The 12,275-nt window shown below is 64.2% G+C and carries 13 protein-coding genes; 8 read left to right on the top strand and 5 right to left on the bottom strand.

Features of this window, described 5'->3' with window-relative positions:
• Positions 1-12: 12 nt before the first annotated feature.
• The 5 genes from accC to ACIPHN_RS08805 all read right to left on the bottom strand — a co-directional run bounded on the left by accC (position 13) and on the right by ACIPHN_RS08805 (position 3,786).
• Positions 13-1,392 (bottom strand): acetyl-CoA carboxylase biotin carboxylase subunit, encoded by a 1,380-nt coding sequence (gene accC / locus ACIPHN_RS08785; protein ID WP_400435292.1) that lies wholly within the window; start codon positions 1,390-1,392, stop codon positions 13-15.
• A gap of 98 nt (positions 1,393-1,490) precedes the next feature.
• A complete protein-coding gene (gene accB, locus ACIPHN_RS08790; RefSeq protein WP_400435294.1) occupies positions 1,491-1,961 on the bottom strand; it encodes an acetyl-CoA carboxylase biotin carboxyl carrier protein in 471 nt (156 codons plus the stop codon).
• Positions 1,962-2,087: 126 nt separating this feature from the next.
• Positions 2,088-2,525, bottom strand: coding sequence for a type II 3-dehydroquinate dehydratase (aroQ, locus tag ACIPHN_RS08795; RefSeq protein WP_198983632.1), 438 nt, complete (start codon positions 2,523-2,525; stop codon positions 2,088-2,090).
• Between the two features lie 95 nt (positions 2,526-2,620).
• Positions 2,621-3,142, bottom strand: coding sequence for a TlpA family protein disulfide reductase (locus ACIPHN_RS08800; RefSeq protein WP_400435297.1), 522 nt, complete (start codon positions 3,140-3,142; stop codon positions 2,621-2,623).
• Positions 3,142-3,786 carry a hypothetical protein gene (locus ACIPHN_RS08805; RefSeq protein ID WP_400435695.1) on the bottom strand — a complete coding sequence of 215 codons (645 nt, stop codon included), beginning with the start codon at positions 3,784-3,786 and terminating at the stop codon, positions 3,142-3,144. The genes ACIPHN_RS08800 and ACIPHN_RS08805 overlap by 1 nt, the downstream gene beginning before the upstream one ends.
• 66 nt (positions 3,787-3,852) lie before the next feature.
• On the opposite strand from ACIPHN_RS08805, the gene mpl reads away from it, so the two are divergent.
• From mpl to corA, 8 genes are all read left to right on the top strand, one after another.
• Positions 3,853-5,232: a UDP-N-acetylmuramate:L-alanyl-gamma-D-glutamyl-meso-diaminopimelate ligase gene (mpl, locus tag ACIPHN_RS08810; protein WP_400435299.1), complete on the top strand. Its 1,380-nt coding sequence runs from the start codon at positions 3,853-3,855 to the stop codon at positions 5,230-5,232.
• A complete protein-coding gene (locus tag ACIPHN_RS08815; RefSeq protein ID WP_400435301.1) occupies positions 5,229-5,819 on the top strand; it encodes a YqiA/YcfP family alpha/beta fold hydrolase in 591 nt (196 codons plus the stop codon). Before mpl ends, ACIPHN_RS08815 begins: the two co-directional genes overlap by 4 nt.
• The gene (locus tag ACIPHN_RS08820; RefSeq protein WP_400435303.1) at positions 5,819-6,436 is read left to right on the top strand and encodes a chorismate--pyruvate lyase family protein; all 618 of its coding nucleotides are present in this window, start codon (positions 5,819-5,821) and stop codon (positions 6,434-6,436) included. The genes ACIPHN_RS08815 and ACIPHN_RS08820 overlap by 1 nt, the downstream gene beginning before the upstream one ends.
• Positions 6,437-6,442: 6 nt before the next feature.
• On the top strand, positions 6,443-8,542 hold the full coding sequence (locus tag ACIPHN_RS08825; RefSeq protein WP_400435305.1) for a ribonuclease catalytic domain-containing protein: 2,100 nt from the start codon (positions 6,443-6,445) through the stop codon (positions 8,540-8,542).
• Positions 8,543-8,597: 55 nt separating this feature from the next.
• The gene (locus tag ACIPHN_RS08830) at positions 8,598-9,479 is read left to right on the top strand and encodes a TonB C-terminal domain-containing protein (protein ID WP_400435307.1); all 882 of its coding nucleotides are present in this window, start codon (positions 8,598-8,600) and stop codon (positions 9,477-9,479) included.
• Positions 9,480-9,543: 64 nt separating this feature from the next.
• Entirely contained in the window at positions 9,544-10,359 is an 816-nt protein-coding gene (gene aroE, locus ACIPHN_RS08835) for a shikimate dehydrogenase (protein WP_400435309.1), read from the top strand.
• A gap of 30 nt (positions 10,360-10,389) precedes the next feature.
• Positions 10,390-11,097: a monofunctional biosynthetic peptidoglycan transglycosylase gene (mtgA, locus tag ACIPHN_RS08840; protein WP_400435311.1), complete on the top strand. Its 708-nt coding sequence runs from the start codon at positions 10,390-10,392 to the stop codon at positions 11,095-11,097.
• Between the two features lie 175 nt (positions 11,098-11,272).
• Positions 11,273-12,238, top strand: a complete 966-nt coding sequence (gene corA / locus ACIPHN_RS08845) for a magnesium/cobalt transporter CorA (protein ID WP_400435313.1) — start codon at positions 11,273-11,275, stop codon at positions 12,236-12,238.
• Positions 12,239-12,275 lie beyond the last annotated feature (37 nt).

A 12,275-nucleotide genomic window follows, 5' to 3' on the forward strand; every position in this document is an offset into this window, starting at 1 on the left:
AAGATGTTGCTTTTACTTCTTGACGGACTTGTCGGCATCCGAGGAAGCAGGACGTTCCGACAACTTATGTTCCAGATAATGGATATTGGTTCCGCCTTCGAAGAAGCGCGCATCGACCATCAGTTCGCGGTGCAGCGGGATGTTGGTCGAAATGCCTTCGACCACCATTTCCGACAGCGCGATCTGCATACGGCGGATGGCCTGTTCGCGGGTGGCGCCATAGGCGATCACCTTGCCGACCATGGAATCATAGTTGGGCGGCACGAAATAGCCCGAGTAGGCATGCGAATCGACGCGGATGCCAGGACCGCCCGGTACATGCCAGGCCGTGATGCGACCCGGCGAGGGGATGAACTTGAACGGATCCTCGGCGTTGATGCGGCACTCGATGGCGTGGCCCTTCAGCTCGATGTCGCGCTGGCGGTAGCGCAGCTTCTCGCCGGCGGCGATGCGGATCTGCTCCTGCACGATATCGACGCCGGTGATCATCTCGGTCACCGGGTGTTCCACCTGCACGCGGGTGTTCATCTCGATGAAGTAGAACTCTTCGTTCTCGTACAGGAACTCGAAGGTGCCGGCGCCACGGTAGTTCATCTTGCGGCAGGCTTCGGCGCAGCGTTCACCGATCTTCTCGATGATCTTGCGCGGGATGCCCGGTGCCGGTGCTTCCTCGATCACCTTCTGGTGGCGGCGCTGCATGGAGCAGTCGCGCTCGCCCAGCCAGATGGCTTGCTTGTGCTCGTCGGCCAGGATCTGGATTTCCACGTGACGCGGATTTTCCAGATACTTCTCCATATAGACTTCCGGGTTGCCGAAGGCCGCGCCCGCTTCCGTCTTGGTCATGGTCACGGCATTGATCAGCGCCGCTTCCGTATGCACCACGCGCATGCCGCGACCGCCACCGCCGCCAGCGGCCTTGATGATGACCGGATAGCCGATCTTGCGGGCGATCTGGACGATTTCCTTGGGATTGTCCGGCAGGGCGCCTTCCGAACCCGGCACGCAGGGCACGCCGGCACGGATCATGGCCTGCTTGGCCGAGACCTTGTCACCCATCATGCGGATGTTTTCCGCGCGCGGGCCGATGAAGACGAAGCCGGACTTTTCCACGCGTTCGGCGAAATCGGCGTTTTCCGACAGGAAACCGTAGCCCGGGTGGATCGCCTGGGCATCGGTCACTTCGGCGGCGCTGATGATGGCCGGCATGTTCAGGTAGGACAGCGCCGACGGTGCCGGGCCGATGCAGACCGACTCATCGGCCAGCTTCACGTATTTGGCTTCGCGGTCGGCCTCGGAGTGCACGACCACGGTCTTGATGCCCAATTCGCGGCAGGCGCGCTGGATACGCAGGGCAATTTCGCCACGGTTGGCGATGAGGATTTTTTCAAACATAACTGGAATGAAGCGTCGCTAGGATCAAGCGTTATAGGTTCCGGAGGCGGGCCGCGCCAGGCGACCCGATCCGGCCAGGCCGGGGATATCGCGCGCGATCAGCCCAGCACGAACAGCGGCTGGCCGAATTCGACCGGCTGGCCGTTTTCCACCAGGATCTGCTTGACCACGCCACCCTTGTCGGCGTCGATCTCGTTGAGCAGCTTCATCGCTTCGATGATGCACAGGGTATCGCCTTCCTTGACTTCCTTGCCCACTTCGACGAAGGCCGGAGCGCCCGGTGCCGAGGAGCGGTAGAAGGTACCGACCATGGGCGACTTGACGATATGGCCTTCCGGCACGGCAGCGGCAGCCGGCGCGGCGGGTGCGGCAGCAGCCACGGGCGCTGCGGCCAGGGGCGCGGCGGCGGGGGCGTAGGCTTGCTGTTGCGGCACCATCACCACCTGGTTCTGGGTATTCGGGGAGGACTTGACGATCCTGACCTTGCTTTCGCCTTCGGTGACTTCCAGCTCTTCGATAGCCGATTCAGCAACCAGGTCGATCAGCGTCTTGAGTTTTCGTAAATCCATTTGAATCCCTCGGAATGTAGATGTGTAGTGTTAAAGAAGCACCGGCGCTCTCTGGCGACCGGCGAGTCCAGCTCAGGGTTTTGCAGTACGTGAAGCGATCCGTCGGGGCGGGCAGGCCCGCCGCTGTCAGGACTGACGCAGCCAGTAGTCGAGGGCCAGGCGATAGCCGTCGACCCCGAAGCCGCACAGGACTGCCCGGGCGATGCCGGACAGGTAGGAAAAGTGGCGGAATTCCTCGCGCTGGTGGATATTGGAGATATGCACTTCCACGAAGGGGATGGCCACACCGGCCAGCGCATCGCGCAGCGCCACGCTGGTATGGGTCAGTCCGCCCGGATTGATGATGATGCCGTCCACGCCCTCGCTGCGGGCCTGATGGATGCGGTCGATCAAGGCACCCTCGTGGTTGCTCTGGAAGGCGACCAGGCGCGCACCGGCGGCGCGGGCCTGTTCTTGTGCACGCTCTTCGATATCGGCCAGCGTGGTGGATCCGTAGACTTCCGGCTCCCGTGTCCCGAGCAGGTTCAGGTTCGGGCCATTGAGCAGGAGAAGCTGTTTTGCCATGGAGATTAAGCTCCGTTTGACGACGATGCGCGCATTTTGCCGTCAAATGCCATCATTTGGCAAGAAAAACTTTCTTTTTGCCGTTTTGCGGAGATTTACAACTGGGAGATGTCTTGTCGCAGCTCGTCGAACTTGAGGCGACCGAGGTAGATCTTCTTGACTTTGCCGTCCTTGCCCACCAGAGCGGTGAACGGAAGACCGCCCGCCTGATTGCCGAATTGCCGCAGCAAATCGGTGGCGCCGGTTCCGGCAACGAAGAGAGGATAGCGGATTTGGTACTTTTGCGCAAACTTGGCGATATTTTCCTGACTATCGACGCCAATTCCCAGAATTTGTATGGGAGCGATTTCCTGCTGCAAGGCCGTCAGCTCGGGCATTTCCTCCACGCAGGGGCCGCACCAGGTGGCCCAGAAATTGACCACCAGGGGCCGGCCCTTGTATTGCGCCAGGGATTGGCTCTGGCCCGAGGCATCGGGCATGGATTGCGAGAGCAGCTGATTCAGGGCCAGGGTCTCGGGGCTATCGGCGGGATGGGCGCGATGGCTGACATAGACGCCTACACCTACGCAAATGAGGGCAAGCACGGCCAACAGGATGAGATTGCTCAGCTTTTTCATCAGTCTTCTTCTTTCTTGAGGGAAGCGTCGATCAGCTCGGTCAGGGCCTGGGCATCGCCACGTTCGGGCCGCTTGCCCGGTGCGGCGCGCAGGCTGCCACGCAGGTCGTCCTCGTCATAGACGGCCAGGTGCGCCAGTTCGGGATCGGCACCGCGCTGCGGCAGCAGGAAACTCAGGGTCTCCACCGGCTGACCGGTACGGAAGTGCGGCGTCTCGCCCACCTCGAAATTCACGTTCTTGTTGAGCAGGAAGATCTCCACGTCCTTGGCACTGGGCGTGAAGAGCTGCAGATGGATGTCGGAATGTTCACCCGCCGTGCCATTCCAGACCGCGCCGGTAATATAAGGACGATAGGCTTGCAGGTCTTGCATCAATGGCAAGGCGACCCGGCGCAGGTGCAACAGACGCAGCGGTTGCGTGTCGGCAAAGAAGAGTTCGTTGTAGAGGCGGACTTCTTCCTCGATCTGCTCGTTATCGGGCATGATCTCGCCGCGTACCTTCTGGTTGCCCAGGATCTGGCGGGCGGCCTTGCGCTTGGCGCTGCCGTAGTCGGCGCCGTCCTCGGCGATCATGCGGGCGGCCGCTGCGGCGATCTCGGCGCGCAGTTGCTCGGTGGGGGAAGTGAACTCTGACATGGCCCACATCATACTCGCTCGCTGTTGCGGCCGCCGGCTCAGGTAAAATCCCGGGATTACACCCCAAGATTCGCTATGCATATTCATATTCTCGGCATCTGCGGCACCTTCATGGGCGGCCTGGCCGTGCTGGCCAAGCAAGCCGGCCACGAAGTCACCGGCTGCGACGCCAACGTCTATCCGCCGATGAGCACCCAGCTCGAAGCCCAGGGCATCACCCTGATCCAGGGGTTCGAGCCGTCCCAGGTGGACCTCAAGCCCGACCTGTTCGTCATCGGCAACGTCGTCTCGCGCGGCAATGCGCTGATGGAAGAGATCCTCAACCGCGGCTTGCCCTATGTTTCCGGCCCGCAATGGATGGGCGAGCACATCCTGCAGGACAAGTGGGTCCTGTCGGTCGCCGGTACCCACGGCAAGACCACCACCTCGGCCATGCTGGCCTGGGTGCTGGAGCATGCTGGCTACCAGCCGGGCTTCCTGATCGGCGGCGTGCCGATGAACTTCGGCATCTCGGCGCGGCTGGGCAGCGATGGCCATGGCGCGCCTTCGCCGTTCTTCGTCATCGAAGCCGATGAATACGACACCGCCTTCTTCGACAAGCGCAGCAAGTTCGTCCACTACCGCACCCGCACCGCGGTGCTGAACAATCTCGAATACGATCACGCCGACATCTTCCCCGATCTGGCAGCCATCGAGACGCAATTCCATCACCTGGTGCGTACCGTGCCCGGCATCGGCCGGCTTATCGTCAATGGCCGCGAGCCGGCCCTGCAACGCGTGCTGGCACGTGGCAGCTGGAGCGAGCGCGAGGATTTCGGCGTGGCTGAAGGCGCCGGCTGGTCGCTGCAGACCCATGAAGATGGCCGTTTCGATGTCTTCTTCGACGGCCAGCCGCAGGGCACCGTGCAGTGGGAGCTCACGGGCGAGCACAATCGCATGAATGCCCTGGCGGCCATCGCCGCGGCGCGCCATGTGGGGGTGCCGGCGGCCCAGGCCATCGAGGCGTTGGGTGCTTTCCAGAGCGTCAAGCGGCGCATGGAATTGCGCGGCAGCGCCAACGGCGTGGCCGTCTATGACGACTTCGCCCATCACCCCACCGCGATTGCCACCACCGTGGCCGGCCTGCGCAAGAAGGTCGGCGCGGCGCGTATCCTTGCCGTGCTGGAACCCCGCTCCAACACCATGAAGCTGGGCACCATGAAGGAAGCCCTGCCGGGCAGCCTGGTCGATGCCGACCTGGTGTTCGGTTATGGCGCCAAGGCCGGTCGCGATGCCCTGGGCTGGGATCTGGGCGAGGCGCTGGCGCCGCTGGGCGAGAAGGCCGGGGCCTACGACGACCTGGGCGCGCTGGTCGAGGCGGTCAAGGCCGCCGCCCGGCCCGGCGACCATGTACTGGTGATGAGCAATGGCGGCTTCGGTGGCGTCCACCAGAAGTTGCTGGACGCGCTGGCATGATCCTGTACCTGCATGGCTTTCGTTCCTCGCCGCAGTCCTTCAAGGCGAGGCTGATGGGGCAGCGCATGGCCGAGCTGGGTTTGCAGGGGCAGTATCTCTGTCCGCAACTGCCGGCCTCGCCGGCCGGTGCCATCGCGCTGGCCGAGTCGCTCATCGCCGGTGTCGATGCGACACAGCTGACCGTGGTCGGCTCGTCCCTGGGGGGCTTCTATGCGACCTGGCTGGCCGAGCGCCATGGTTGCCGCGCGGTACTGTTGAATCCGGCGGTCAAGCCGCCGCGCGACCTGGAATCCTATGTCGGCGTGAGCACCCAATATCACTCCGATGAGCCCTTCGAATTCAAGCGCGACTACATCGCCGAGCTGCAGGCCCTGACGGTCGCGGCCGTCAGCCGGCCCGAGCGGTATTTCCTGCTGGCAGCCACGGGCGATGAAGTGCTGGACTGGCGCGAGATGGTGGCGCACTATCCGAGCGCACACCAGACCGTGATCCAGGGCAGCGACCATGGCATCGCCGAGTTTGCCGATTACCTTGACGAGGTGCTGGCCTTTTGCGGCGTGGCATCCCAGGGCAAGGTGCCGGGTTGATGCGGCACCTACCCGGGCGGGCCAACTGGATGGCACACCCGCAGGCACTGGCGTCCATGCTGGCCGCCGACGGCGACCTGATGCGCCGCACCCGCGCCTGGCTGGCCGATCCCGGCTCCATGACCATCAAGCTCAAGGCGCGTACCCAGTCGTTCGCGGTCAGCCTGCTGCGCCAGCGTCCCGGCCGCATCCTGGCTGACGAGCATGTCGCCCTGGGCGTGCCGGCGCGCAGCCGGGTGGTCGAGCGCGATGTGATCCTGTTTGGAGATGACCGGCCGGTAGTGTTCGGCCATACTGTCTTGTCGACCAGCTCGGTCAAGTCGGACTGGCCGTTCTTCAGCAAGCTGGGCAACACGCCACTGGGGGCCAACCTGTTCTTTGATCCGCTGGTGGGGCGCAGCCCCATCCAGTATGCTCGCCTGGCAGCCGGCCATCCGCTGATGCGCCGCATTGCGCAAGCCCTGCCAGACGTTGATTTGCCGACCTCCCTGTATGCGCGCCGCTCCCTGTTTACCCGGCGCGGCGGCGTACTGATGGTTACCGATGTTTTCCTGCCGGCCCTGGAGGCGTTGATGCGCCCGGCGGCCCGGCCCATGCACCAGATTGAGAAGCGATAGAAGCAGATGAATGTACTGTTCGAAGAATCCGGCGATTTCAAGGCCGGCTCCATCATGACCCAGCAGGGCGAGTCCTTCCAGGTCGAGATGGCCTCCGGCAAGCGTGCCAAGGTCAAGTCGCGCGATGCGCTGCTGCAATTCGCCTCGCCCGCGCCGCAGGAACTGCTGCAACAGGCACAGGCCATCTCTGACGAGATCGACCTGGATTTCCTCTGGGAAGTGGCCGGCGAGGAAGAGTTCGGCTTCGCCGATCTGGCCGCCGAATACTTCGGCCACGCGCCGCTGCCACCCGAGGCGGCCGGCCTGCTGCTGCGCCTGCATAGCGCACCGATCTACTTCTACAAGAAGGGCCGCGGTCGCTACAAGGCCGCCCCGCAAGCTTCGCTGCAGGCGGCCCTGGCAGGCGTGGAAAAGAAGAAGCAGCAATTGCTGGCACAAGCGGCCTATGTGGACGAACTCAAGGCGCACAAGCTGCCCGAGGCCTTCCGCCCGATCGCGCTGCAGCTGCTCTTCAAGCCCGACAAGAACGGCATCGAATACAAGGCCCTGGACGCCGCCGCCAAGGAAATGCAGACCACCCCGCAGCGCCTGATGCTGGCCGCTGGTGGCGTGGCCTCGCCCAAGGACTTGCACTACGCGCGCTTCCTCTACGAGTTCTTCCCGCGTGGCACCGGCTTTGCCGCCATCGACATTCCCACGGCGGTCACCGACCTGCCCACGGCCGATGTGCAAGCCTTCTCCATCGATGACGTCACCACCACCGAAATCGACGATGCGCTGTCGGTGACGCGCCTGGCCGACGGCAAGCTGCGCGTGGGCATCCACATCGCAGCGCCCGGCCTGGCCATCAAGCGCGGCGACGCCATCGATGCGATCGCGCGTGCGCGCATGTCCACCGTCTACATGCCGGGTGAGAAGATCACCATGCTGCCCGACGAGCTGGTGGCGACCTATACGCTGGACGCCGGTGCTGCCCGTCCGGCGCTGTCGCTGTACGCCACGCTGGATCCGTCCAACTGGGAAGTGCTCTCCACCGAGAGCCGCGCCGAGCTGGTGCCGATCGCCAGCAACCTGCGCCACAACGACCTGGACGAGCTGGTCACCGAAGAGGCGCTGGCCCAGAACCTGGGCGAGTATGCGCACAAGGACGAGATTGCCCTGCTGTGGCAATGGGTGCAGGTTCTGGAGCAGGGCCGCATGGTCAAGCGCGAGAGCTTCGGCCTGCGTCCGGAACAGAACAACCGTGTCGACTTCAACTTCTACGTCGAGGACGACGTGGTCAGCATCGTGCGCCGCCGTCGTGGCGCGCCGCTGGACAAGATCGTCGCCGAGCTGATGATCTTCGCCAACAGCACCTGGGGCAAGCTCATGGCCGACCACGGCGTGCCCGGCATCTATCGCGCCCAGGGGGGCGGTGCCGGCGGCTGGGCCGCCAAGATGCAGGTACGCATGGTCACCCACGCCGCGCCCCACCAGGGCCTGGGCGTGGACCAGTATGCCTGGAGCACCTCGCCGCTGCGTCGCTACACCGACCTGGTCAACCAGTGGCAGATCCTGGCCTGCATCGAGCATGGCGTGACCGCGCCGCTGGTGGCGCCCTTCAAGCCGCGCGATGCGGACCTGTTCGCCATCGTCTCCGGTTTCGATGCGGCCTATTCCGGCTACGCCGACTTCCAGTCCACCATGGAGCGTTACTGGTGCCTGCGCTGGCTGGCCCAGGAAAACGCCCGCGCCGTGGACGCGGTGGTGCTCAAGGACGAGATCCTGCGCCTGGTCGACATCCCGCTGGTGTTGCGCATGCCCGGTCTGCCGCAGCTGGCGCGCGGCCTGCAGGTCAAGCTGGACCTGCTGCGCTGGGACGAGGTCGATCTCAGCGTCGAGGCGCGCCTGCTGGAAGTGCCGGCGGCAGCGGCCCAGGCCATGGCCAGCGATCTGGGTGAGGAAGACGAGGAGTTGCTCGAAGGCATGGCCGCCCTGGGCGAGCAGGCCGAGGGCGCCGATGCGGCCGAGGCGGCTGAAGCTGCCGACGTTGCCGACGACGAGGCTGGCGATGCAACACCCGCCGACGCTGCCGGTGAAAACCCGTCGGCCGAAGCGGCCCAATGAGGCAGGCCTGGCGTAGAATTGGCGCTTTGAACTTGCCCGTCCTTCCTTGCCTGCTGTGAATCTGTTTGCCCAACATCGTCTGCTGAGCGTGGCGCTCGGTATTTCGCTGCTGGTGCATGGCGTACTGCTCGCCGTGCATTTCGCCGCGCCCGATGCCTTCCGCCTCAAGCCTTCCGATCCGGAACTGGAAGTCATCCTGGTCAACGCCAAGCACGACAGGAAGCCGGTCAACGCCGAGGCCCTGGCGCAGGCCAACCTGGATGGCGGCGGCAATGCCGACCAGGGCCGCGCCAAGTCGCCACTGCCGGACATGAAGCGGCTGGACAATGGCGACAGCGTCAAGGCCACCCAGCGCCGCGTGGCCGAGCTGGAGCAACAGCAGCGCAAAATGCTGGCCCAGCTGCAGCAGTCGCAGCAGCAGGTGACCAGCAGCGAGCAGCAGAAGGTGACCGAGGCGCCGCAGCTCAATGCGCGCGACATGATCGAGACCGCGCGTGCGATGGCGCGCATGGAAGCCGAGGTCGCCAAGAACATCGAGGAATACAACAAGCGCCCCAAGAAGACCCAGATCACGCCCAGCACGCGGGAAGTGGGTTACGCGCAGTATTACAAGACGCTGCAGGACAAGATCGAAAAGGTCGGCACCCTGAATTTCCCGACCCGGGACGGCAAGAAGCTCTACGGCGAATTGCTGGTGGTCATTCCGGTCTTCCAGGATGGCACCATCTACGAGCGTGATGGCGGCGTGGTGGTCAAGTCCAGTTCCGGCAATGCCGCGCTGGACCAGGCGGCGGTCGCCATCGTGCGGCGCTCGGCGCCGTTCGGGCGCTTCCCCGAGAACATGCGCACCAGCGGCAAGGACGACGTGTGGGAAATCATCACGCGCTTCCGCTTCACGCGCGACCAGGGCCTGCAGGCGCAACTGGGGGCCGGCTGAGGCTACTGCGCCAAGCCGGTAACGAACCAACGGACACAGACAAGAACGGAACAGGCGGATCAATATGGATGCATACGTCGTCATCGGCAATCCCATCGCCCACAGCAAATCTCCCGAGATCCACGCGCAGTTCGCCGCCCAGACCGGCCAGGTACTGAGTTATGAACGCCTGCTGGCGCCGCTGCATGGATTCAAGGTGGCGGTGCAGGTATTCCAGCGGCGCGGTGGGCGCGGCGCCAACGTCACGCTGCCCTTCAAGCTGGAAGCCCATGCCCTGGCCGACCAACTGTCCGAGCGTGCGCGCCTGGCCGGTGCGGTCAATACGCTCAAGTTCGAGGACGGCAGGATCTTCGGCGACAACACCGATGGCGCCGGCCTGGTCACCGATATCACGGTCAACGCCGGTCAGGCCCTGGCGGGACGCCGCATCCTGCTGCTGGGCGCCGGTGGCGCTTCGCGGGGCGCGCTGCTGCCGCTGCTGCAACAGCAGCCGGCCGAACTGGTGATCGTCAACCGCACCCAGTCGCGCGCTGCCGAGCTTGCCGCGCAATTTTCCGAATACGGCCCGGTGCGCAGCGCCGCCTATGCCGAGCTCGATGGCGTTTTCGACCTCGTCGTCAATGCCACCTCGGCCAGCCTCTCCGATGATCTGCCGCCGTTGCCGCTGTCGGTCTACGGCCACCAGACGCTGGCCTACGACATGCTGTATGGCCGCCAGCCCACCGTCTTCATGCAGAGCGCCCAGCAGCAGGGCGCCAAGGTGCGTGACGGCCTGGGCATGCTGGTCGAACAGGCCGCCGAAGCCTTCCACCTGTGGCGCGGGGTGCGCCCGGCCACCGCCGAGGTCTTTGCCAGCCTGCGCCAGCAACTGGCTCAGTGAGCCACGCGCCGACAGAACAAGAACAGGCACATGAAATCCTTACGCAAGCTGCTCTTCTGGGTCATCGTCCTGCCCATCGCCCTGGTGCTGCTGTTGCAGGCCTACTTCTTCCTGCAGATCTGGTGGTGGAAGGACCATAACCCCGAGTCCACCAGCTTCATGCGGCAACAGCTGTCACTGCTGCGCGAGAAGGATCCCAATGCGCAGCTGCAATTCCGCTGGGTGCCGTATGCGCGCATCTCCAACAATCTCAAGCGCGCCATCATCGCCTCCGAGGATTCCAACTTCTCCGAGCATGACGGCATCGACTGGGATGCCCTGCAAAAGGCCTACGAAAAGAACGAGAAGAAAGGCAAGGTGGTGGCCGGTGGTTCCACCATCACCCAGCAGCTGGCCAAGAACCTGTTTCTCTCGGGCGAGCGCAGCTACCTGCGCAAGGGCCAGGAGTTCGTGATCACCTATATGCTGGAGTTCGTGCTGGACAAGCAGCGCATCTTCGAGATCTACCTCAACGTGGTCGAGTGGGGCAATGGCGTCTTCGGTGCCGAGGCCGCGGCCCAGCACTACTACCGCATTCCGGCCGCCGGCCTGGGCGCGGAGCAGGCGGCGCGGCTGGCGGTGATGCTGCCACGCCCGCGCTACTATGACCGCAATCGTGGCTCCGGCTACCTGGCCGCGCGCACTGGCCTGATCCTGCGCCGCATGAACGCGGCCACGCTGCCACCGACCCACAAGTAAGTCCCCGGCATGACCGGCGTATGACAGTGTCACGGCGCTGCACAGGCGCCGTGTCGTGCTTGCCTGAGGCCAGGCGAGAACGTACACTTGCGCACGTTTCGCGCCTGCTCGCCGCCCCGCCGTGCAGCAGCCGCATCTTCCCTCTTTCCATCGCGTCCGGAGCCAGCGAGAGCCCATGATCAATGTATTCGTGTTGCAAAACGGCCGCCTCAGCCAGGTCAACATCGACAGCCGCACCGACCTGGAACAGGCCGCGCCGGTCTGGGTCGACCTGACCGAGCCGAACGACGAGGAGCGCGCCTGGGTCAAGAGCATTTATGGCGTGACCTTGCCCGATGAAGATGAATTCAGCGACATCGAAGCCTCGGCCCGTTACTTCGAGGCCGAGAACGGCGACTTGCACCTGCGCACCGATTTTCTCTTTGAAGGTGATGACGCGTCGCCCTCGACCATGACGGTGGCCTTCATCCTGGCCCGCAACATCCTCTTCTCGGTGCATGCCGAGGACCTGCCGGTGTTTCGCCTGGTGCGCATGCGCGCGCGTTCGCGGCCCGGCTCCATCGGCGACTATCGCGACGTGCTGCTGGACCTCTACGAGACCGATGCCGAGTATTCCGCCGACGCGCTCGAAGGCATCTACCAGAAGCTTGAAGCGGTGAGCACCAGCGTGCTCAAGAAGAGCCTCTCCGACCAGGCCGCCGCCGAAGTGCTCAATACCATCGCCCACGAGGAAGACCTGAACGGTCGCATCCGCCGCAACATGATGGATACCCGACGCGCGGTCAGCTTCCTGATGCGCGGGCGCCTGCTGAGCTCCGAGCAGTTCGAGGATGCACGCCAGATCCTGCGCGACATCGAATCCCTGGATGGCCATACCGCCTTCCTGTTCGACAAGATCAACTTCCTGATGGATGCCACGGTCGGCTTCATCAACATCAACCAGAACAAGATCATCAAGATCTTCTCGGTGGCGTCGGTGGCCTTCCTGCCGCCGACCCTGATCGCCAGCATCTACGGCATGAACTTCAAGATCATGCCCGAGCTGGACTGGGCGGTGGGCTATCCGCTGGCCATCGTGATGATGATAGGCTCGGCCATCGCGCCGTTCTGGTACTTCCGCCGGCGCGGCTGGCTGAACTGATGGCAGCGGGCACGTTGCCTGCATCGAGATCCATGGG

This window comes from Herbaspirillum sp. NPDC087042, from assembly GCF_044745245.1.
Classification (GTDB): Bacteria; Pseudomonadota; Gammaproteobacteria; order Burkholderiales; family Burkholderiaceae_D; genus Herbaspirillum.

What these genes read in the sequence shown, in the direction of transcription:
- ACIPHN_RS08805 (WP_400435695.1), bottom strand. Translation starts at nt 3,786, where the DNA reads ATGTGGGCCATGTCAGAGTTCACTTCCCCCACCGAGCAACTGCGCGCC.
- aroQ (WP_198983632.1), bottom strand. Translation starts at nt 2,525, where the DNA reads ATGGCAAAACAGCTTCTCCTGCTCAATGGCCCGAACCTGAACCTGCTC.
- corA (WP_400435313.1), top strand. Translation starts at nt 11,273, where the DNA reads ATGATCAATGTATTCGTGTTGCAAAACGGCCGCCTCAGCCAGGTCAAC.
- ACIPHN_RS08820 (WP_400435303.1), top strand. Translation starts at nt 5,819, where the DNA reads ATGCGGCACCTACCCGGGCGGGCCAACTGGATGGCACACCCGCAGGCA.
- mtgA (WP_400435311.1), top strand. Translation starts at nt 10,390, where the DNA reads ATGAAATCCTTACGCAAGCTGCTCTTCTGGGTCATCGTCCTGCCCATC.
- mpl (WP_400435299.1), top strand. Translation starts at nt 3,853, where the DNA reads ATGCATATTCATATTCTCGGCATCTGCGGCACCTTCATGGGCGGCCTG.
- ACIPHN_RS08825 (WP_400435305.1), top strand. Translation starts at nt 6,443, where the DNA reads ATGAATGTACTGTTCGAAGAATCCGGCGATTTCAAGGCCGGCTCCATC.
- accC (WP_400435292.1), bottom strand. Translation starts at nt 1,392, where the DNA reads ATGTTTGAAAAAATCCTCATCGCCAACCGTGGCGAAATTGCCCTGCGT.
- ACIPHN_RS08815 (WP_400435301.1), top strand. Translation starts at nt 5,229, where the DNA reads ATGATCCTGTACCTGCATGGCTTTCGTTCCTCGCCGCAGTCCTTCAAG.
- ACIPHN_RS08800 (WP_400435297.1), bottom strand. Translation starts at nt 3,142, where the DNA reads ATGAAAAAGCTGAGCAATCTCATCCTGTTGGCCGTGCTTGCCCTCATT.
- accB (WP_400435294.1), bottom strand. Translation starts at nt 1,961, where the DNA reads ATGGATTTACGAAAACTCAAGACGCTGATCGACCTGGTTGCTGAATCG.
- aroE (WP_400435309.1), top strand. Translation starts at nt 9,544, where the DNA reads ATGGATGCATACGTCGTCATCGGCAATCCCATCGCCCACAGCAAATCT.